This is a genomic window from Amycolatopsis viridis, from assembly GCF_011758765.1.
Classification (GTDB): Bacteria; Actinomycetota; Actinomycetes; order Mycobacteriales; family Pseudonocardiaceae; genus Amycolatopsis_E; species Amycolatopsis_E viridis.
In genome coordinates this window covers 3,232,398-3,252,880 of record NZ_JAANOU010000001.1, presented here as the reverse complement: position 1 = coordinate 3,252,880, position 20,483 = coordinate 3,232,398, and the positions used below count along the sequence as shown (strand labels likewise).

General features: G+C 72.1%; 16 protein-coding genes. 10 read left to right on the top strand and 6 right to left on the bottom strand.

All coding sequences use genetic code 11. From position 1 onward, the window contains the following. The first annotated feature begins 49 nt into the window (after positions 1-49). Genes FHX46_RS16205 through FHX46_RS16170 form a run of 8 tightly spaced genes read left to right on the top strand, consistent with a single transcriptional unit; the run spans position 50 to position 10,153 of the window. On the top strand, positions 50-1,066 hold the full coding sequence (locus FHX46_RS16205; protein ID WP_167115382.1) for an ABC transporter permease: 1,017 nt from the start codon (positions 50-52) through the stop codon (positions 1,064-1,066). Positions 1,067-1,096: 30 nt separating this feature from the next. Then, complete coding sequence (locus FHX46_RS16200) at positions 1,097-2,170, top strand: sugar ABC transporter substrate-binding protein (RefSeq protein ID WP_167115380.1); 1,074 nt, start codon at positions 1,097-1,099, stop codon at positions 2,168-2,170. A gap of 22 nt (positions 2,171-2,192) precedes the next feature. Further along, complete coding sequence (locus tag FHX46_RS16195; protein ID WP_167115377.1) at positions 2,193-4,358, top strand: ABC transporter permease; 2,166 nt, start codon at positions 2,193-2,195, stop codon at positions 4,356-4,358. Further along, positions 4,355-5,434 (top strand): SMP-30/gluconolactonase/LRE family protein, encoded by a 1,080-nt coding sequence (locus tag FHX46_RS16190; RefSeq protein WP_167115374.1) that lies wholly within the window; start codon positions 4,355-4,357, stop codon positions 5,432-5,434. Before FHX46_RS16195 ends, FHX46_RS16190 begins: the two co-directional genes overlap by 4 nt. Before the next feature lie 4 nt (positions 5,435-5,438). Beyond that, positions 5,439-6,926 (top strand): sugar ABC transporter ATP-binding protein, encoded by a 1,488-nt coding sequence (locus FHX46_RS16185; RefSeq protein ID WP_167115371.1) that lies wholly within the window; start codon positions 5,439-5,441, stop codon positions 6,924-6,926. 1 nt (position 6,927) lies between these two features. Continuing rightward, the gene (locus FHX46_RS16180) at positions 6,928-8,406 is read left to right on the top strand and encodes an aldehyde dehydrogenase family protein (RefSeq protein WP_167115368.1); all 1,479 of its coding nucleotides are present in this window, start codon (positions 6,928-6,930) and stop codon (positions 8,404-8,406) included. 13 nt (positions 8,407-8,419) lie between these two features. Continuing rightward, positions 8,420-9,538, top strand: coding sequence for an NDMA-dependent alcohol dehydrogenase (locus FHX46_RS16175; RefSeq protein WP_167115365.1), 1,119 nt, complete (start codon positions 8,420-8,422; stop codon positions 9,536-9,538). A 39-nt stretch (positions 9,539-9,577) separates the two neighbouring features. After that, positions 9,578-10,153 carry a hypothetical protein gene (locus tag FHX46_RS16170; protein ID WP_167115362.1) on the top strand — a complete coding sequence of 192 codons (576 nt, stop codon included), beginning with the start codon at positions 9,578-9,580 and terminating at the stop codon, positions 10,151-10,153. A gap of 557 nt (positions 10,154-10,710) precedes the next feature. Here the strand turns inward: FHX46_RS16170 and FHX46_RS16160 are convergent. Both FHX46_RS16160 and FHX46_RS16155 read right to left on the bottom strand, forming a co-directional pair. Then, complete coding sequence (locus tag FHX46_RS16160; RefSeq protein ID WP_167115359.1) at positions 10,711-11,838, bottom strand: low temperature requirement protein A; 1,128 nt, start codon at positions 11,836-11,838, stop codon at positions 10,711-10,713. A gap of 4 nt (positions 11,839-11,842) precedes the next feature. After that, a complete protein-coding gene (locus tag FHX46_RS16155; RefSeq protein WP_167115356.1) occupies positions 11,843-12,736 on the bottom strand; it encodes a helix-turn-helix domain-containing protein in 894 nt (297 codons plus the stop codon). A gap of 146 nt (positions 12,737-12,882) precedes the next feature. Between FHX46_RS16155 and FHX46_RS16150 the strand changes: the two genes are divergently transcribed. Continuing rightward, positions 12,883-13,794, top strand: a complete 912-nt coding sequence (locus FHX46_RS16150) for an alpha/beta hydrolase (protein WP_167115353.1) — start codon at positions 12,883-12,885, stop codon at positions 13,792-13,794. Positions 13,795-13,840: 46 nt separating this feature from the next. Further along, positions 13,841-14,527 carry a nitroreductase gene (locus FHX46_RS16145; protein ID WP_313886157.1) on the top strand — a complete coding sequence of 229 codons (687 nt, stop codon included), beginning with the start codon at positions 13,841-13,843 and terminating at the stop codon, positions 14,525-14,527. A 400-nt stretch (positions 14,528-14,927) separates the two neighbouring features. Here the strand turns inward: FHX46_RS16145 and FHX46_RS16140 are convergent, their stop codons facing one another. From FHX46_RS16140 to FHX46_RS16125, 4 genes are read right to left on the bottom strand one after another with little or no spacing between them, the layout of a single operon-like run. Next, the gene (locus tag FHX46_RS16140; protein ID WP_167115350.1) at positions 14,928-16,340 is read right to left on the bottom strand and encodes an aldehyde dehydrogenase family protein; all 1,413 of its coding nucleotides are present in this window, start codon (positions 16,338-16,340) and stop codon (positions 14,928-14,930) included. Further along, complete coding sequence (locus tag FHX46_RS16135; protein WP_167115347.1) at positions 16,330-17,136, bottom strand: SDR family oxidoreductase; 807 nt, start codon at positions 17,134-17,136, stop codon at positions 16,330-16,332. Before FHX46_RS16135 ends, FHX46_RS16140 begins: the two co-directional genes overlap by 11 nt. Next, on the bottom strand, positions 17,133-19,205 hold the full coding sequence (locus FHX46_RS16130; RefSeq protein WP_167115344.1) for an acetate--CoA ligase family protein: 2,073 nt from the start codon (positions 19,203-19,205) through the stop codon (positions 17,133-17,135). The genes FHX46_RS16135 and FHX46_RS16130 overlap by 4 nt, the downstream gene beginning before the upstream one ends. Next, positions 19,192-20,358, bottom strand: coding sequence for an acyl-CoA dehydrogenase family protein (locus tag FHX46_RS16125; protein ID WP_167115341.1), 1,167 nt, complete (start codon positions 20,356-20,358; stop codon positions 19,192-19,194). The genes FHX46_RS16130 and FHX46_RS16125 overlap by 14 nt, the downstream gene beginning before the upstream one ends. Between the last annotated feature and the right edge of the window lie 125 nt (positions 20,359-20,483).

Sequence of the window (20,483 nt, the reverse complement as noted above, 5' to 3'; positions counted from 1 at the left end):
CGAGTCCCCTCACCCCGGAAATCCACGCGACACGATTGGCAGGTCCACAATGGCAGTGGCTGCGGCGGACGCGAGGCCCGGCCTGTCCCTCCGTGACCGGCTCGCCCGCGCCGAACAGGGGTTCTTCGTCCTCGTCATCACGGTGGTGCTGTGCGTGGCCGGCGCGGTGACCACGGAGGGTTTCCTCACCGGCGGCAACTTCGCGAGCCTGCTGCGGTTGTCGGCCGCGTTCGGGATCCTCGCGATCGGCCTGGCCATCGTGATCCTCGGCAAGGGCATCGACCTGTCGGTCGCCGGCGTCGCACTCGGGTGCGCGCAGGCCACGCTCGCGTTCATGTCCGGCGGCATGTCCGAATGGCAGGCGATCCTGCTGATCGCCGGGCTCGCGCTGGTGATCGGCGTCGTCAACGGTCTCCTGGTCGCCTACCTCGAGGTGCCCGCGCTGTTCGCGACGCTGGCCACCGGCCTGCTGACGATCGGCGGCGTCGACATCTTCCTGCTCGACCAGAACTTCTACGCGCTGCCGCCGGGATCGGCGATCTCCGCGCTCAGCAACGGTTCGGTCCTGGGCGTGCCCCGGCCGGTGCTCATCGCCGGGGCCGTCTTCCTGCTCGCGTGGTTGTTCGTGACCTTCACCGCGCCGGGCCGGCTGATCCGCGCGATGGGGGACAACTTCGCCACCGCGCGCTCGACGGGCGCGCCCGTCCGGCCGCTCCAGATGCTCACCTACGTGCTCTCCGCGCTGCTGGCCCTGCTGGCCGGGTACGTGACGGTGTCCATCCAGGGCAGTGTCCAGACCACGGTCACCTCGTTCGACCCGCTGTTGTTCACCGCGCTCACCGTGACCGTGATCGGTGGAGTCTCGCTGTCCGGCGGGCGGGGCACGATCCTCGGCGTCCTGGCCGGCGCGTTGTTCGTGGGCGTGCTCAACAACCTGCTGATCCTGCACGGCCTGAGCACCGCCATGCAGGACCTGGTCCGCGGCGGCGTGCTGATCGCCGCGATCGCGCTCGACGCCTGGCTGCACCCGCGGGACGAGGAGACCGCGAAGACCGACGAACTGTGAACCACCACCGATGATCAAGGAGCTTCAACGATGAAGAGGAAGATCACCGCCCTGCTGACCGCGGTCGCCGCGGCCGTCGCGATGACGGCGTGCACCACCGGCAGCAGTGGTTCGTCCGGGAGCGCGCCGGGCGGCGGTAACCAGGCCTTCGGCGACACCGCCCAGCTCTTCGACGCGAACCAGAAGGCGCACGACGTCATGAAGGGCAAGCGGGTCGCGTTCGTGCCGATCCTGTACAAGGGCTACAACCTGACGCAGAACTGGGGCGCGTCGATGCAGCGCGCGTTCGACAACCTCGGCGCGCAGTTCCAGGTCTACGACGCCAACTTCGACCCCGACAAGATGGTCAAGATCGTCAACGACCTGATCTCGCGGAAGGAAGCCGACGTCCTGATCCTGCACAACACCGACGTCGGCGTGCTCACCAAGCAGATCGAGGACGCGCGCAAGGCGGGCATCTACACCATCGTCGTCAACATGATGTCCAGCCAGCTCGGTGACGCGTTCATCGGCGTCGACGTGGTGCACGCGGCGCAGGACATCACCAGGCGGGCCATCGCCGACTGCGGCCAGCACGGCGGTGCCAAGCGCCTGGCGATCATCGACGGCCCGGGCAACGACGCGGCGTCGCTGCAGTGGTCCAAGGGGGTGCACGACGTGGCCGACCCGGCCGGCTACGAGGTGGTCGCCACCGCCCACACCCAGTGGCAGAACGCGGCCGCGCAGCAGGCGGCGGCGTCGATCACGCAGCAGCAGAAGGACAACCTCTGCGCCTACCTGGTGACCTACGACCTCAACTCGGTGGCCGTCGGTGACGCCGTGTCCGAGGCGGCGGCCCGCGGCGTGATCCGGCCGAACTCCATCGGCGTCTACACGATGGCCGCCGACACGCTGTGGTGCGACGCGCTGCGGGCGGGCAAGGTGACCGCTTCGGTCGCCTACGACGTCCAGGGCGTCGGCGCGGCGGCGGTCGTGACGGCGCAGCAGCTGATCCAGACCGGTGTGGCGCCGGGCAGCACGCACAGCGTGGCCTACGTCTCGCACGCGGTGGTGGACCGCTCGAACGTCGACAACACGACCATCGCCTGCTACAAGGGCCAGTGATCCGGGGACGAGGACCAGGCGGATGAAGATCAAATCCCGCTCGGGCGTGGACGCGTTCGCGCTCACCGGACAGGGCCGCGGCGCCCGGTTCGCGCCGCTGCGCACCCTGTCCGACCTGTTCGCAAAGCGCTGGATGGAGGGTGCGGTCCCGCTGACCCTGGCCGTGGTGCTCAGCGTCATCGTGTGGGGGACCACGCCCGTGGGCGGGGTGGACGTCCCGCTCATCCTCGACGAGGCGACGGAGAAGGGGCTGCTCGCCATCGGGCTCACCGTCGTGCTCGTGGGCGGCGGGATCGACCTGTCGGTCGGCTCGATCGTCGGCCTCGCCTCCCTGGGCGCGATGGTCGCGTCGCGGGCCTGGAACTGGCCGATGGCGCTGGTGGTGCCGGCGACGATCGTGGCCGGGGCCGGGCTGGGCGCGGTGAACGGGTTCCTGATCGCCCGGCTCAAGATGCGGCCGTTCATCACCACCCTGGTGACACTGGTGGCCTTCGGGGGTGCGGCGGCGGCGCTGCAGAGCTCCTACAGCTTCGAGCTCGGCCTGCCCAAGGAGGACCTCGTGTGGAACTTCCTGGGCGAGGGCACGGTGGCCGGCATCCCGACCGGGTGGTTCATCTTCCTCGTCGTGCTGGTCGTCGTCCACGTGGGACTGACCCGGTCGCGCTGGGGCTGGTGGGTCATGGCGGTCGGCTCCGACCGGCGCTCCGCCCGCCGCAACGGCATCCCGGTGGACCGGGTCACGTTCTGCGTCTACCTCCTGTCCGGGGCGCTCGCCGGCACGGCCGGGCTGCTCACCGCCGCCCGCCTGGGCCGGACCGACGCCGACGTCGGGCAGGGCTGGGAACTGGTGGCGCTGACCGCGGTCGTGCTCGGCGGGGTCAGCCTCAAGGGCGGCCGCGGCTCGGTGCTGCGGGCGACCGTCGGCATCCTCGTCGTCGGCGTCATCCTGCAGGCCACCGTGGCGCTGGGGCTCGAAGGCTCCTACTACACCGCGATCCTCGCGGCGGTGCTGCTGCTGTTCGCGATCCTCGACCTGAAGTGGGGCAAGTACCGCGAGCGCACCGCGGAGAAACTCAAGATCGACCCGGGACGGATCACGCTGGGACCACTGGTGGACGTCACCGAGCCGGGCACGGTGTGGACGATCAACAACCGCCTCACGGACGCGCCGACCATCGGCCTCGGGAAGATCGAGGGCGCCGAGGACTGCGCGGTGGACCCCGGCGGCAACCTGTACTGCGGTGACCGCCGCGGCTGGATCTGGCGGTTCTCCGGCCCGGACCACGCCGAGGGCGAGATCTTCGCCCGCACCGGCGGGCTTCCGCTCGGCCACACGTGGGACCGCGAAGGCCGCCTCGTGGTGGCGGTCGGCGGGATGGGCGTCTACCGGATCCACCCGGACGGCGAGCCGGAACTGGTCGCCAACAAGGTCCGCCGGAGCCGCCTGTCGCTGCTCGACGATTCGGGTCTGCGGGCGGTCGACGACCTCGACGTGGCCCCGGACGGATCCCTGTACGTGTCGGACTTCTCGGCCCGGCACAACGCCGCCGAGTACATGGTCGAGCTGGTGGAGTCCCGGCCCAACGGGCGCGTCGTGCGCGTCGACCCGGACGGCGGCACCGAGGTGGTCGCCTCCAACCTGGTGTTCCCGAACGGAATCTGCACCGCCCACGACGGACAGTCGGTGCTGATCGCCAGCACCACGCTGTGCCGGGTGGACCGGCTGTGGATCGCCGGCCCGAAGCAGGGACAGCTCGAGCCGGTGCTGGAGAACCTGCCCGGCCACCCGGACAACATCAACCGGGCCTCCGACGGCAACTACTGGATGGCCTTCGTGTCGATGCGCACCCCGATGTCGGACCTGCTGGTGAAGTACCCGGCGTTCCGGCGCCGGATGACGCAGGAGGTGCCGCTGGACAGCTGGGTGGTCCCGCAGCTCAACGTGTCGTGCGTGCTGAAGTTCGACGAGCGCGGACAGGTGCTGAAGGTCCTGTGGGACTCGACGCTGGCGAACTACCCGATGGTCACCTCGATCAACGAACGCGACGGCCGGCTGTACCTGTGCGGGGTCAACAACAACCGGGTCGGCCGCCTCACGCTCGACCCCGAGGACGTCGGGCCGATCGACCCGGCCGCGGTGCCCGGCACGGCCGGTGCCGCCCGGCCGTTGGCGGAGGTGGAGCGGTGAACCGGACGGTCGCGGCGATCAAGGAATGGATCAACCCGGCGTGGGCGCGGCACCGCACGGTGCCGCCGATGGAGGCGGGGCTGCGCCCCAACAGCCGCCTGGACGAGAGCAGGGTGCTGCTGCCGGACGGCGCCTACGAGCCGGACGACGTGGCGCCCGCCTGGGGAGCGCTCGTGTTCTCCAGCGGCAACCGGGTCTGCGCCCTGCGGGACGGGCAGGTGCGGACGGTGGCCGAGCTCGGCGGTGCCGTCGGCAGCCTCACCGCGGTGGGCGGCCGGGTCGTGGCCGCGGTCGAGGGAACCGGCCTGGTCGCGCTGGACGAGTCCGGGTCCGTCGAGGAGCTCTGCACGGACGACGCGGTGTCGTCGTGTGTCACGGACATCGCCGCGCTGCCGGACGGTTCCCTGCTGCTGACGGTCGGTTCGAGCCAGGAGCGGGCCGACGGGTGGGCCCGGGCCCTGGTACGCGGCGACCGGTCGGGCCGGATCGTGCGGGTGGACGGTGCGGCGGCGCGGGTCGAGGCCGAGGGACTGGCCTGGCCCTCCGGGATCGAGACGGCACCCGGTGGCGACGTGCTGGTGTCCCTGAGCCTGGACCACCGGATCGAACGGCGGGCCGTGGCGTCCCTGTCCCGCCCGGCGCGCCCGTTCGTGGCGAACCTGCCGGTCTACCCGGGCCGCCTGGTGGCCGCGGGTGACGGCTGGTGGGCCGCCGCGCCCTACGTGCGCAACCGCATCACCGAGCTGCTGCTGGACGAACCCGAGGTCCTGGCGGACATGACGGCGACCGTCGCGCCGCGCGACTGGTTCGTGCCGCGGCTGCGCAGCACCAATCCGTACACGGACACGCCCCAGATGGGGCAGCTGCGGGTGCTCGGCGTGCTCAAGCCGTGGGCGCCGGCCCGCTCCTACGGGCTGGTGTTCCGGATGGACGCCGGCGGCCGCGTGGCGGAGAGCCTGCAGTCCCGGGTGGACGGTGAGCGGCACGGGGTCACCGGAGTGGCGGTGCGTGGCGGGGAACTGGTGGTCGCCGCTCGCGGCTACCGGAACCTGCTGGCGGTCGACGATGAGGAGTGACGAGATGGAGCCGGTCATCAGGCTCGACGGGGTGAGCAAGCGCTACAGCGGCACCTACGCGCTGCGCGACGTGAGCTTCGACGTCCGCCCCGGGGAAATCCACGCCCTGCTGGGCGAGAACGGCGCGGGCAAGTCCACCCTGGTGAAGATCATCTCCGGGGCGATCACGCACGATGCCGGCACCCTCACCGTCGACGGGGTGGAGCGGCGGTTCGCGACGCCGAAGGACTCCGCCGCGGCCGGGATCGCCATGGTCTACCAGGAGGGATCGCTGGTCGAGTCGATGACCGTGGCCCAGAACCTGTTCCTGGGCCAGGAGAAGGTGTTCAACAACCTCTCGCACCTCAACATCGTGGCGCGTGAGCTGCTGGAATCGCACAACTTCCACATCCGGCCGGAAGTGACCGTCGGCGCGCTGGGTGTGGCCCAGAAGCAGATGGTGGAGATCGCGCGCGCGGTGCACCGCAGGGCCAAGGTCGTCATCCTGGACGAGCCGACGTCGTCGGTGACGCCGGAGGAGCGGCTGCAGCTGTTCCTGTCGATGCAGCGGCTCAAGCGGGACGGCATCGGGGTCATCTTCATCACCCACATGCTCGACGAGGCGTTCAGCGAGGCCGACCGGATCACGGTGCTGCGTGACGGCGCGGTGCAGGGCACGCTGTCCAAACCGGAGTTCGACCGGGAAGAGGTCGTCCGGATGATGGTGGGACGCGATGTCGAGTACGGCCGGGTGCCGCCCGGCCGGGCACCGGACCCCACCCCGGTGCTCGAGGTGGAGGATGTCACCCTGCTGCCGGTGGTGCGCAACATGTCGTTCTCGGCCTGCCCGGGTGAGATCGTCGGGATTTACGGGCTGGTCGGCGCGGGGCGCAGCGAGGTCGCGATGATCGTCAGCGGGATCATGAAGCGGCGGCGGCTGCGCGGTGGCAAGGTCCGGGTCGCCGGACGCGAGGTCCGGTTCCGCACGCCGCGGCAGGCCCGCAAGGCCGGCGTCGTCTACATCACCGAGGACCGCAAGGCGTCCGGGTTCTTCAGCCACTTCAGCATCGCGGACAACATCCACCTGGGCCACATCTGCGGCTCGGCGCGACTGCCGTTCCTGCTGCGGCCGGGGGAGCGCAAGTCCCTCGCGAAGCGGTTCGTCGACCGGTTCCAGGTGCGCACCCTGCGGCCCGACCGGGCGAAGCTCGTCGAGCTGTCCGGCGGCAACCAGCAGAAGGTGGTCCTGGCGAAGGGCCTGACGCGCAAGCCGCTGGTGGCGATCATCGACGAGCCGACCCGCGGCGTGGACCTCGGCACGATCGTGGAGATCCACGCGATGATCCGGGCGCTCGCCGACGAGGGCGTGGCCGTGGTGGTGATCTCGTCCTACCTGCCGGAGATCCGCGCGCTGTCCGACCGCATCCTGGTGGCGCGGCAGGGCAGCATCGCGGCCGAGTTCGACCCGGCCGAGGCCGACGACCAGCGGCTGATGTTCGCGGCGGTGCACTGACATGACGGGTACCGGCACGCACCCCGTCCGGCTCGTCGACCCGGGACGGATGCTCATCGGCGGATCCTGGGTTCCGGCGGTTTCCGGGAAGACCTTCCCGGTCCTCGACCCCGGCACCGGTGAGGTCGTCGCGGAAGCCGGCGAGGGCGGCGTCGCGGACGTCGACGCGGCGGTGCGAGCGGCCCGCGGGTCGTTCGAGGACGAGCGCTGGCTTCGGTTGTCCGGCGCCCAGCGGGCGGTGGTCCTGTGGCGCGTCGCCGAGCTGATCGAGGCGAGCGCCGACGAGCTGGCCCGCCTGGAGAGCCTGGACGTGGGCATGCCGGTGTCCCAGGCGCGGGCCATGGCCGGCGAGGCGGTCAACCAGTTCCGGTACTTCGCCGGATGGGCGGACAAGATCGACGGCCGGAGCGTCCAGGCCGGCACGGCCGAGCGGCGCCTGCACGGGTACACGCTCCGTGAACCCGTCGGCGTCGCCGGTCTGATCGTCCCGTGGAACGCGCCGATGATCGCGGTGTCGCAGAAGCTGGCCCCGGCTCTGGCCGCCGGGTGTTCGTGCGTGCTGAAGCCCTCGGAGGAGGCGCCGCTCACCACGCTCGCACTCGGACGGATCCTGCTCGAGGCCGGCGTGCCGGACGGGGTGGTCAACATCGTCACCGGGTACGGGCTGCCGGCCGGGGCGGCGATGGCCGCCCACGACGGCATCGACAAGGTGAGCTTCACCGGTTCGACGGAGGTCGGCAGGCAGATCGTGCGCGCCGCCACCGGCAACCTCAAGAAGGTCTCCCTCGAGCTGGGCGGCAAGTCCCCGGTCGTCGTGCTGCCGGACGCGGACCTGGCCGCGGCGGTTCCGGGCATCGCCATGGGCGTGTTCTGGAACTCCGGGCAGATCTGCACGTCCGGCACCCGGCTGTTCGCCCACCGGGACGTGTTCGACGAACTCGTGCACGGAATCGCGGAATACGCGGGCGATCTCAAGGTCGGGTACGGCACGGAGCCGTCCGTGGATCTGGGGCCGCTGATCTCGCAACGCCAGCTCGCCCGCGTCAGCCGGTACGTCGAAGGCGGGATCGAGGCGGGCGCACGGGTGCTGACCGGCGGATCCCGCATCGGGGACAAGGGTTTCTTCTTCCAGCCCACGGTGGTCGCCGACGTCGACCAGTCGATGCGCATCGTGCGCGAGGAGATCTTCGGGCCGGTGCTCGGCGCGATGGCGTTCGACGACGTCGGCGCGGCGGTCGCCGCGGCCAACGACAGCGACTACGGGCTGGCCGCGAGCGTGTGGACCCGGGACGTCGCACGAGCCCATTCGATCGCGCGCCGGCTGCGGGCCGGCCGGGTCGGCATCAACGTCCACCGCGCCGGCGGGGTGCAGATGCCCGTCGGGGGCTACAAGCAGTCCGGGTGGGGCCGGGAGAACGGACCCGAGGCGATCGGGGAATACCTCGAGACCAAGTCCGTGGTCACGCTGCTCGACGCATGAAGGAGGTCAACCGGTGTACACACGTGGAGCGGTGATCCGGCAGGCGCCCGGTGAGCTGGAGGTGGTCGACCTCGAGCTGGACGACCCCTATCCGGACGAGGTGCAGGTGCGGCTCGTCGCCTCGGGGCTGTGCCACTCGGACGACCACCACGCCACGGGGGACATCCCGGTCGGCACCTACCCCTTCGCACTGGGGCACGAAGGTGCGGGCGTCGTGACGAAGGCGGGGCCGAACACCAAGGGCATCGAGGAAGGCGATCACGTCATCTTCTCCGCGATTCCCTCGTGCGGGCACTGCCGCTGGTGCGCTGCCGGGGCGTCGAACCTGTGCGACCTGGCCGCGGGCATCCTGGCCGGCCCCCGGTTCACCGACGGCACCTACCGCCTGCACACCACCGAGGGCACGCCGGTCGGCCAGATGTGCGGTATCTCCACCTTCGCCGAGACGACGACGGTGTCGCTGGCCTCGGTGGTGAAGATCGACCCGGACATCCCGCTGGACAAGGCGTGCCTGGTCGGGTGCGGGGTCAGCACCGGCTGGGGTTCGGCGGTCAACTCCGCCCGCGTCCGGCCGGGGGACACGGTGATCGTGATGGGCGTCGGCGGGATCGGCGCGAGCGCGCTGCAAGGTGCCGTCCACGCGGGGGCGTCGAACGTCATCGCGGTGGATCCGGTGGCCTTCAAACGGGAACAGGCGCCGGTGTTCGGGGCCACCCACGCCGTCGAGTCGATGGCGGAGGCCACGGAGCTCGCCAAGCAGTTCACCAATGGGCAGGGTGCCGACGCCGCCGTCATCACGGTCGGGGTCATGCGGCCGGAGTACGTCGGCCAGGCGCTCGGGGCGGTCCGCAAGGCGGGCATCGTGGTCACCACGGCGGTCGGGCCGCACCGGGTCAGCGACGTGCCGCTCGACCTGTTCGAGCTGACGCTCTTCCAGAAGCGCCTGGAGGGCACGTGTTTCGGTGCCACGAGCGGGAACCGGGACGTCCACCGGCTGCTCCGGCTCTACCAGGAGGGCACGTTGAAACTCGACGAGATGATCACCAGGACGTACCCGCTGGACGACATCGCGCAGGGGTACCGGGACATGCACGAGGGCAAGAACATCCGGGGAGTCGTGCTGTTCGACTGAGGGCCTGGCTCCTGGAGCCGCGAAGGGAAACGCTGTCCGATGGCACCGGATCACCGACGACTGCGGGACAAACTGGCCATCCTCGGTGAGGTCGTCCTCCCCGGGCTGGCGGCCGACGTCCCCGGCGAGGACGTGATCGCGGCGATGCTCGCGCGCTCGCCGGGCGTCGTGGAGTCCGCCCTGCGAGCGGTTCCCGCCGCGGACGCCGGGGCCTACCTGACCACCCTGCGGGAGGCGCGCCCCGAGGAGTTCGACGTGCTGCGCTCGTTCGTGCTCGGCACCTACCTGACCTGCCCGGCGGCCTGGCGGGTGCCGCCCCGCCCGGCCGTGCCGACCGCGCGGCACCCGCATCGGAGGGCGGCGGAGAAGCCGGTGAAGCCTCCGGTTCCGAGGAGACGGGCCGGTGTCGAGCGGTGCCAGTGCTTGTGCGCTCCGCTGGGGCACGACTCGTCGGAGTGCCGCGGGATCGCCGCGGACGGCTTCCGGCTGCCGTTGCCGGGCACGAGGGGCGCCGTGGTGCCGGTGTGCCCGGCCTGCTGGGCGGCCGCCTCCCGCTCCGCTCGGGGAGAGCCGACTTCGCCGGCGGGCCGTTCCGCGCGGCGGCGGAGACGGTGATCACCGGGGAACAGCCGGCCGGCGCCCGCGGTCCGGTCCCCAGCGCGTGCCCGCGGCCCGCGTTTCCCGGGTCTGTCGGCCGCGACCGGTGACACAGAGTGGGCCGGGCCACCGACAGATGGGTGATGCAGTCCTGGCACTTCACCCCAGCCCGGCGTCCCGGCGCGGGCCTGCGCCTGGTTCGGCGACGCGATGCAGCAGTTCTACGGCGCCACCGAGGCGCAGTTGCACGTCGAGCGCGGCGGCCGGTGCCGCCCGGCGAGACGGGGGAGATCCGGACCCGGGGCGACCACGTCAGCGCCGGTTACTGGCGCCGGCCCGAGGAGACGGCGGAGACCTTCGCGGGTGGGTGGGCGCACACCGGTGACGTCGGGTACCTCGACGAGGACGGGTTCCTGTTCATCCTCGACCGCCGCAAGGACATGATCATCACCGGCGGGTTCAACGCGTATCCGCGGGAGATCGAAACCGTCATCTCGCCTTCGTGTCCCCCCGGGAACGCCCTGTCCGCGGCGGAGGTGCTGACCCGCTGCCGGGCCAGGCTGGGCGGGTCTGACTCACCTCACCCGGGCCCGCACGAGGTGCGCGGTCGGCACGACGAGGACGACGACCAGGAGCGTCAGCACCCCGTACGCCGGCAGCCAGTACGCGGCCGCGGCGACGATTGCCAGGGCGACGGCGCCGAGGGCGCGCGGCAGCCACCCGGTGCCCGGTCCGGCCCGGAAGTAGACGGCCTGCGCCGCGAGGTAGACGAGCGGGCCGGCCGCCACCAGCACACCGGCGATCCCGGCGGAGGGGTGGTGGGCGTGGACGAGGACCAGCTCCATCCCCGCGGCGAACACGACCAGCCCGGCGACCACCCCGTAGACCACGTTGATGCCCAGGTGCACCGACCGGATCGGGTCGGCGCTGCTGGCCGCGTGGCTGACGACCTCCTGCTCGGACCGTCCGAAGTAGATCGCCCACAGGCAGACCAGCGCGACGAAACCACCCAGCGCCATCAGCGGGGTCAGGACGTCCTGGGCGTGGTCGGCGAGCACCCGTCCGAGGGTGAGCACGGTTTCACCCAGCAGGATGATGAGGAACAGCCGCATCCGTTCGAGCATGTGCTCGGCGTCGAACGGGAGGCGCTCGGTCCGGGTCGTGCGACCGGGCGTCGGGTGCGCGGTCCAGGTGCCGAGCAGATCGATGAGCGCGCCGCCCGCCCACCACCAGATCCGGGCGCCGGGGGCGGAGGCCGCTCCGGCCACCCAGAAGGGGGTCGACGCGCCGATCCAGATCAGCACGCGCCCGAAGTGCCGCCGCAGTTCGGGCGCGGGCGATGTCGCCGCGGCGTAGGCGCCCGGACCGGCGAGCGCGAGCAGCATCGGCACGACGAAGAGCCACGGCCCGGAGTCGAACGCGTGTTGGATCCCGGCGTTCATGAACAGGCCGAGGCCCATCACCAGGAGCGTTATCGCACGGGTGGCCGTGCGCTCGATGTCGAGCAGGGTGACCTCGAAGGACGTGAACGCCCAGACCCCGCACACGGCCACGAGGGCGATCAGCGTCTCGCCGGCGCCCCGCCAGGTCAGGTGCTCGATCAGGTGGTGCGTGAGCTGTCCGATGGCCAGGACGAACACCAGGTCGAAGAAGAGTTCGAGTGGTGAGACGTCCCGGTGGGCCCGTGCGTTCGACGCCGGCATCCGGTCATTGTCGGTCAGTCGCCGCGGGCGCGCTCGCCTCCGGTGACGGCGCGGTCGCGATCCAGCTCGCGAGGAGCTGCAGCGCCTCGGCCGAGGGGGAGCGGGGCTCCGCGGTGTAGCCGATCAGCGTCAGGTTGGCCGCGCTGGTGATCTCGAGCGCTTCGAAGCGCAGGGTGAGGTCGCCGACCAGCGGGTGGTGGAACTGCTTCGTGCCGCGCCGGTGGGCCCGCACGTCGTGGGCGGCCCACCGCGCACGGAACTCCGCGCTGCGCGTGGCCAGCTCCCCGACGAGACCGGTGACCACCTTGGAGTAGGGCGAGCGGGCCGCTTCGACGTGCAGCAGCGCCACCGAGTCGTCGGCCGCCTTCTCCCAGTCCGGGAAGACCTCCGCGGCGCGCTCGTCCAGGAAGATGAACCGCGCCAGGTTCGGCGTCCCGGAGGCCCGCTCGGACACGCCGGCGTACAGTGCCCGCCCCAGCGCGTTGGCGCCGACGAGGTCGAGGTGGCCGTTCTGGACGATCGCCGGGGCGCCGGCCATCGAGTCCATCAGCGCCTGCACGCCGTCGGGGACCCGCTGCCGCGCGGCGCGCGGTTTCGCCGTGCGCGCCCCGGCGCGGCGGGTGGTGGCGCGCACCAGGTCGAACAGGTGGGCCGTCTCGACGTCGTCGAGCTGCAGCGCCCTGGCGATGGCGTGCAGGACCTCGTCGGACACGCCGGAGATCTGACCGCGTTCGATCTGCACGTAGTACTCGGTGCTCACGCCGGCCAGGCGCGCCACCTCCTCACGCCGCAGCCCGGGCACCCGCCGCCGTGCCCCGGGCACGAGCCCGGCCTGCTCCGGGGTGATCTTCGCGCGGCGGGTCATCAGGAAGTCCCGGATGTCCTTGGCGATTTCCATGACTCCAGGCTAGGCGTGTTCAGCCGGGCGATGGAGGGGCTGCCGGTACCCCCCATAACCGGCCTCTGCCACGGGAGCGCGCCCGCCCGCATCGTGGATGCCGGAGCCCGGAACCGCCGGGCGGAACCGAATCCAGGGAGTGTCCAGTGCAGACGATCACTTTCCCCAACGGCCCGATCAGCATGGCGGGCAACCTGTACCTGCCGTCGGACTTCGACCCGCAGGGCAGCTACGCGGCTGTGGTCACCGTCCACCCCGGCGGCGGGGTGAAGGAGCAGACCGCTGGCCGGTACGCGAGCAAGCTGGCCGAGCGGGGTTTCGTCGCGCTCGCGTTCGACGCCTCCTGCCAGGGTGACTCCGGCGGGCAGCCGCGGTTCCTGGAGGACCCGGCCGCCCGCGTGGAGGACGTGCGCGCCGCGGTCGACCACCTGCAGACCCTCGGCTACGTCGACGCCGAGCGCATCGGTGTGCTGGGCGTCTGCGCCGGCGGCGGGTACGCCGTCACCGCGGCGATGACCGACCACCGCATCAAGGCCGTCACGACCGTCAGCGCGGTCAACATCGGCTCCGCGTACCGCAAGGGCTGGTTCGGCACCGACCCCGACTCGGCGGCCGTGGCCACGCTGGAAGCCGCCGCCCAGCAGCGGACGGCCGAGGCGAAGGGTGCCGAGGCGGCGTTCATCCCGTACGTGCCGCCGGCCCTCGACGAGAGCACCCCGCGCGACATGGTCGAGGCGCACGACTACTACCTGACGCCGCGCGCCCAGCACCCGAACGCGCAGAACAAGAAGCTGTTCGCCAAGAGCGTTTCCCGGATCTTCGCCTACGACGCCTTCCACCTCGTCGAGGACCTGCTGACGCAGCCGATCCTGATGGTCGCCGGGAGCGAGGCCGGCTCCCTGTGGCACACCACGGAGCTGCACTCGCGGGTGCGGTCGGCCAAGAAGCTGGTGGTCGTCGAGGGCGGCACGCACATGGACTTCTACGACGTGCCGCAGTACGTGAAGCGGGCCGTCGAGGAGGCCGCGCCGTTCTTCGAGGAGAACCTGGCGGGGTAGTGGCGGCCGTCACGGGACGCAGAATCAAGTATGATATATTCTAGTGGTGAGGAGTTCCGTGACCGCCACCGGGTTCGATCTGCTGCTCGGGCAGCGCTGGAGTTGTCGCGCCTACCTGCCGGATCCGGTCCCGGACGCGGTGGTGCGCGAGATGTTCGGGATCGCCCAGCGGACCGCGTCGTGGTGCAACACCCAGCCGTGGCAGGTGTACGTCACCTCGGGGGAGGCGACCCGGCGGTTCGCGCGCAGCCTGACCGAGCACGCGAAGACCCATGAGCCCGCGCCGGACCTGCCGATGCCCGCCGGATACCACGGGGTGTACCGGGAGCGCCGGCGCGGCGCGGGGTACGCGCTCTACCGGAGCCTCGGGATCCGGCGGGAGGACCGCGACGCGCGGGAGGCGCAGCGCCTGAGGAACTTCGAGTTCTTCGGCGCCCCGCACGTCGCGGTTGTCACCACCGACCGCGAGCAGGGCGTCTACGGCGCGATCGATTGCGGCGGCTACGTGGCGAACCTCCTCAACGCCGCCACCGCGCTCGGCGTCGCCACGATCCCGCAGGCCGCGATCGCGATGCACGCCGACCACGTCCACCGGTGCCTCGGGATCCCGGCCGAACGGCTCGTGGTCTGCGCGGTCTCCTTCGGCTACGCCGACACCGCGCACCCGGTCAACCGGTTCCGCACCGACCGGGCCCAGCTCGACGACGCGGTGGTCTTCCTCGGCGGCGACTGAGTGGGCGGCCGCCCTCAGCCGCCGCGCGCCGTGGAGCCGGCGGGAACGGGCGGGTGTCCACTAGATCCGGGTGCGGTCAGCGATGGCAGCGCAGGCGAGCGTCGAAGGCCGTTTCCCGGGGGGACGCCCGCGGTATGGGTACCGATCGGCGGATGCCGGTCCGCACCCACATCCGGCGAAGGCCGCTGAGGGTAAGCGGCTGCCCGGCGCCGCCGCAGCGATCGAGAAGTCGTTCCCCCGACCTGCCCCCGCGGCCCTGGCGCTCGCGATGCGGGGACGGAGCCGCATGCAGGGTCTTCTGGGACCTTGGTCTGCGGGCCTTGGCGGTCTGTGGCCACCTCCGACCGCAGGTGCGGCGAGTTGCGCGATGCCGGCGCGGTACCCGGGAGGCCACGCACGGTCAGCCGAGCACTCCCTGCACGGCCACGGTCTCGGTGTACTCGCGCAGGCCCTCCTCGCCGAGCTCCCGGCCGACCCCGGACTGGCCGAACCCGCCGAACGGGGCGTCGAGGCTGAAGGCAGGTCCGTTCACGTCGACCTGGCCCGTGCGCATTCGTGCGGCGAACGCCAGGGCCCGCTCCGGCTCCCCCCACACCGCGCCGTGCAAGCCGTAGCGGGTGCCGTTCGCGATGCGCAGCGCCTCGCCCTCGTCCCGGTACGGCAGCACCACGAGCACCGGGCCGAACACCTCCTCCTGCGCGATCTCCCAGTCCTCCCTCGCCCCGGCCACGACGACCGGCGGCGTGAAGTGCCCGCGCGGGGGCAGAACGCGCCCGCTCCCGGTCACCCGCGCGCCGCGGGCCCGGGCGCGTTCCACGAAGGACTCCACGCGCTGCCGCTGTGCTGCGGACACAAGCGGTCCGTTCTCGGTGGCCGGGTCGCGGGGATCACCGACGATCACCGCGGCCATCGCATCGGCCGCGCACTCGACCGCGGCGTCGTGTCGCGCGGCCGGGACAAGCAGCCGGGTCCAGGCGCTGCACGTCTGACCGGAGTTCAGGGTCGCCGAAGCGACCGTGGCGCGCACCGCCGTGGTGAGGTCCGCGCCGGGCAGCACGACACTCGCCGACTTGCCGCCCAGCTCGAGACACACGCGTTTCACCGACTCGGCCGCCCTCGCCATGACGGCCCGCCCGACCGTGGTCGACCCGGTGAACGACACCACGTCGACGTCGGGATGGGATGCCAGCGCCGTGCCGACGACCTGGCCGCGACCCGGCACGACGTTGACCACCCCGGGCGGCACGCCGGCTTCGGCGACGGCTTCGGTGAACAGGCACGTGCTCAACGGGGTCAGCTCGGCCGGCTTGGCGACCACGGTGCACCCCGCGGCCAGCGCCGGTGCGACCTTCGCGGCCAGCTGGTACAGCGGGTAGTTCCACGGTGTGATCGCGGCGACCACACCGGCGGGCACCTCATGCACGAGTGAGGTGCCCATCTCGCGGATAGGTGACCGATGCGCGGCGAGCTCGGCGTAGTACCGCACCACGTCGATCGCCACGTCCACCTGGGACTCCCGCGTCACCGTGACCGGGCAGCCGACCTCGGCGACGACCGTGTCGACCAGCTCGTCCCGCCGGTCCCGCAGCCGGTCGGCCAGCGCGCCGAGCAGAGCTGCACGCTCGGCGTACCCGCGTTCGGCCCATCCCGGGAACGCGCGCGCCGCCGCGGCCACCGCCCGCGCCACGTCCTGTTCGGTACCGTCGGCGGCGTGCCCGACGACCTCCCCGGTCGCCGGGTTCGACACCGGGATGGCCGCCGCCGACCGGTGCCACTCGCCGTCGACGAACACGGCAGCCGTGTCAGCGGGCATCAGCGGCCTCCCCGGCACCGAGCTCGGGTCCGTAGACCTGTTTACCCAGCCACTGTCCACCGTCGACGGTCAGGACCTCGCCGGTGATGTAGGCGGCGCCGTCCCCGAGCAGGAACGCAGCCGTCCCGGCGATCTCGTCCGTCCCGGCCATGCGGCGCTGGGGCACGCTGGCCAAGACGCGGTCGCGGCTGGCCCGATCGCCCCACAGCGCCGCTCCCGCGCCCGCGGTTTCCGTGGGCCCGGGCGCCAGGCAGTTCAACCGCACGCCGCGGCCGGCCCATTCGACGGCCAGGGTGCGGGTCATCGCGAGGACCCCGGCCTTGGCCGCGGCGCTGTGCACCGTGCCCGGGTGGCCGTGCCACGCGTAGCTGGCGATCACCGACAGCACGCTGCCGGACTGCTGCTCGAGCATGACGTCGGCGGCCGCCCGCGTGCAGTGGAACGTGCCGTTCAGCACGATGTCGATCACCGCGCGCCAGCCGCCGGGGCTGAGCCGCTCCCCGGGGCACACGAAGTTGCCCGCCGCGTTGTTGACGAGCGCGTCGATGCGGCCGAACCGGTCGCGCACCGCGTTCATCGCGGCGCTGACCTGGTCGAAGTCGCGCACGTCCACGGTCAGCGCGGTGGCGGTGCCGCCCGCGGCGCGGATCAGGTCCACCGTCTCGGTCAGCGGTTCGATCCGCCTGCCGAGCACCGCGACGCGGCCACCACCCGCGGCATAACGGCGCGCGATGGCGCGGCCGATGCCGGATCCGCCACCGGTGACCACCGCGACGCGTCCCGCGAACTCGCTCATGCCGTTTCCTCCTCGCTGTGCCCGCGGAACACGAGCGCGTCGACGGCGAGCACACCGTCGGCACCGGCCCGCAGGGGGTTGATCTCGCAGGTCGCGACCGGCATCCGGGACACGGCGGCGATCGCGCGAGTCAGCGCCGGGATGTCCACGCCGGGCGCGCCGCGCCAGCCGAGCAGCCGGGGATGGCTGCGCAGCCGGGTGAGCATGGCCGTCGCTCCGGCCTCGTCGACCGGCGCCAGTTCCAGCACCGTGTCGCGCCACAACTCGGCCTCGACACCACCCGAGGAGACGACGACGACCCGCCCGAACACGGGGTCGTGACGCATCCCCACGAGCACCTCGACCACCCCGGCGCGCTCGTCCATCCGCTCGACCACCACCGAGTCCAGGCCGAGCCGGGCGGTCAGGTCCCGGTGCGCGGCAGCCACCTCCCCGGCGGTGCGCAGCCCGAGCACGACGCCGCCCGCCTCGGTCTTGTGGTCGAGGTCCGCCTTGAGCACCGTGGCACCTGGCCAGCTCCCGGCGAGTGTCACGGCCTCCTCCGCCGACCGCGCGGTGCCGGCCTCCGGCACCGGTATCCCCGCCTCGCGCAGCATTTCGCGCGCTGCCGGGTACGAACAACGGTCACCTTCCCCGACCGGGGCCGGGGCGGGCACGTCCCGCGCTACCGCGCGCTCCCACCGCAGGCACCCGGCGACCGCGCGCAAGGTCGTCTCCACATCGGAGAACACCGGGATCCCGCCGCGGACCAGCACGTTGACGGCCGGCCCGTCCTCGGCCATGCTGTGCACGACCACCGGAACCGTCCGTGCGAGGCGGGTCAGCCGGTGCGCGACGGCGCACTCGGCCTCGCCCAACCCCGGACTGTCCACTCCGAACCGTCCGAAGTATCCGGTCAGGACGACAGCGCCCGCATCGGACGCGACCGCCTCCGCGGCCGCCGCGTAGGACGACAGGTCCTGTTCCCCCGCGCCGGCGAGGTCGACCGGGTTGCCGGGCGCAGGGCCGTCCGGCAAGGCTTCGGCCAGCCGCGCCCGCGTACCGGACCCGAGCGGGGTGACGCGCAGACCGGCCGCGGCGGCGACGTCCGCGGCGAGCGCTCCCTGCCCGCCCGAGTCGGAGACGACGACGATCCGGTCGCTGCGCGGGCGCACACCCGCGGCGAGGGCGTGCGCGAGCGCCGCCGCCTCCGCCGGGGTCCGCGCCCGCACGGCGCCCACGGCGCGACAGGCCGCGTCGAGCACGTCCATGCTGCCGGTGAGCGCCCCGGTGTGCGACCGCGCCGCGGCGCTGCCTGCCGCGCTGTCGCCGACGGCCAGGACCACAAGCGGTTTGCCCGCCGCACGCAACGCCCTCGCCGCGGACAGGAACCCGGCGGCGTCCCGGACCCCTTCCAGGTAGCCGATGACCGCCGTGGTGGCCGGGTGTGCGGCGAGCCCGGCCAGCAGTTCCTCGAACGTGATGTCGGCCTGCGCTCCCACCGAGGCGAACCTGGACACACCCGACCCGTGCCGGTGCAACAGGTGCGCCAGCTCGGAGCCGACCTGGCCACTCTGCGTGACGATCCCGACGGGTCCCGGCGTGAAGTGGCCCCAGGCCAGCCGCAACTCCTGTGCACTGTCCACAATGCCCAGTGAGCTGGGACCGAGCAGCCTGGCTCCCGCCTCTCGGGCGCGCCGCGCGAGGTCGCGGAGCAGCGCGGACCCGCCGGGCAGCCGCTGCACGCCGTCGCTGATGACGAGCAGCGCCCGCGATCCGAGGTCGAGCGCGTCGGTCACCGTCTCCTCGACAACGGCGGCCGGCACCACCACCGCCGTCAGGTCCACCGGCCCGCCCAGCTCACGCAGGCTGCGTGCGACGGGCACCCCGCACACGCTGCCACCCCGGTGGTTGACCAGGTGCACCGCGCGGCGGCCGCCCCCGCTCAGCGCGCCGGACGCGAGCCAGTAACCCCATTTCGCCGGGTTGTCGCTCGCACCGACGACGGCGACCGAACGGGGGGCCCATAGGGGCGACAGGTCGTCCGCCACCGGTTCCACGCGGCCGGTGAAGGTGTCAGCGGCGGTCATCGAGGCTCCGGGAGATGATGAGCCGCTGGATGTCGGAGGTCCCTTCCTCGATCTCCTCGAGCTTGGCGTCGCGCATCCACTTCTCCACCAGGAACTCCCGCGAGTAGCCCCACCCGCCGAGCGTCTGCACCGCGGCCCAGGTGGCGAACATGGCTGTCTCGGACGCGACGAGCTTGGCCATGGCCGACTCCCGGCCGGCGGGCAGCCCGGCGTCGATGCGCTTGGCCGCGCGCCACGTCATGAGCCGCGCGGACTCCACCCTGGTCGCCATGTCCGCGAGCCGGAAGGCGACCGCCTGGTGTTCGATGATCGGCTTGCCGAACTGACGGCGCTGGCGCGCGTACTCGGTGGCGTACTCGGTGGCTGCGCGCGCGACACCGGTCGCCGCCGCGGCGAGGATCGTGCGCGACCGGTCGAAGGTGTGCATCAGGCCGCGGAAACCCTCTCCCTCGGCACCGATCCGGTCGCGTTCCGGCACCTCCACCTCGTCGAGCACGAGCTCGGCGTTGATCAGTGCCCGCTGGCCCATCTTCTTCCACGGCTCGGACACGGTGAACCCGGGAGTGTCGCGGTGCAGGACGAACGCCGTCACCCCACGGGCACGCAGTGCCGGGTCGACGGTGGCGAACACGATGTAGTGCTCGGAGGCACCGGCGTTGGAGATCCACGCCTTCCGTCCGGAAAGGACGTACCGGTCGCCCTTGCGGACGGCGCGCGTGGTCAGGCTCGCCGCGTCCGAGCCGGTGTCGGGCTCGGTCACCGCGAGGGAGGTCATCGGCGGACGCTGCGCCCCCAGCGGGGTGAGGAAGCGCTCGCGCTGCTCGCCGGTGCCCAGCTCCAGGATCGGGTGGGCGAAGAACCCGTTGGCGGTCAGCAGGTTCCCGATGGCGAGGTCACCCGTGCACAGCTCCTCCTGCACGAGGCACTGCGTGAACACGTCGGTGAAACCGCCACCCCCGTAGGCCTCCGGAAGCATGAACGACGTGAGGCCGACCTTCGCGGCCGAATACCAGATGTCCCACGGGACTTCGGTGTCGGCCTCGTCGACCTCCCGCGCGATGGGCCGGATCTCCTGTTCGGCGAAGCGGCGGCACAGGTCCAGGATGTGGTTCTGCTCATCGGTCAGGGCGACGAGCTCGGTGGGTAGACGCAACGGATGGCTCCTCGGAAACGGGGAGGGAATGGTCGAGCACGGACCGCGCCCGGACTCCCAGGGTAATAAATAACTGGCGCGTCAGTCAATAATGCAGACGGGTCGGCGCCCGGTCGAGATCGTGC

Excerpts from the sequence above, each read along its gene's own strand:
- FHX46_RS16205 (WP_167115382.1), top strand. The coding sequence starts at position 50 with ATGGCAGTGGCTGCGGCGGACGCGAGGCCCGGCCTGTCCCTCCGTGAC.
- FHX46_RS16200 (WP_167115380.1), top strand. The coding sequence starts at position 1,097 with ATGAAGAGGAAGATCACCGCCCTGCTGACCGCGGTCGCCGCGGCCGTC.
- FHX46_RS16195 (WP_167115377.1), top strand. The coding sequence starts at position 2,193 with ATGAAGATCAAATCCCGCTCGGGCGTGGACGCGTTCGCGCTCACCGGA.
- FHX46_RS16185 (WP_167115371.1), top strand. The coding sequence starts at position 5,439 with ATGGAGCCGGTCATCAGGCTCGACGGGGTGAGCAAGCGCTACAGCGGC.
- FHX46_RS16180 (WP_167115368.1), top strand. The coding sequence starts at position 6,928 with ATGACGGGTACCGGCACGCACCCCGTCCGGCTCGTCGACCCGGGACGG.
- FHX46_RS16170 (WP_167115362.1), top strand. The coding sequence starts at position 9,578 with ATGGCACCGGATCACCGACGACTGCGGGACAAACTGGCCATCCTCGGT.
- FHX46_RS16160 (WP_167115359.1), bottom strand. The coding sequence starts at position 11,838 with ATGCCGGCGTCGAACGCACGGGCCCACCGGGACGTCTCACCACTCGAA.
- FHX46_RS16155 (WP_167115356.1), bottom strand. The coding sequence starts at position 12,736 with ATGGAAATCGCCAAGGACATCCGGGACTTCCTGATGACCCGCCGCGCG.
- FHX46_RS16140 (WP_167115350.1), bottom strand. The coding sequence starts at position 16,340 with ATGCCCGCTGACACGGCTGCCGTGTTCGTCGACGGCGAGTGGCACCGG.
- FHX46_RS16135 (WP_167115347.1), bottom strand. The coding sequence starts at position 17,136 with ATGAGCGAGTTCGCGGGACGCGTCGCGGTGGTCACCGGTGGCGGATCC.
- FHX46_RS16130 (WP_167115344.1), bottom strand. The coding sequence starts at position 19,205 with ATGACCGCCGCTGACACCTTCACCGGCCGCGTGGAACCGGTGGCGGAC.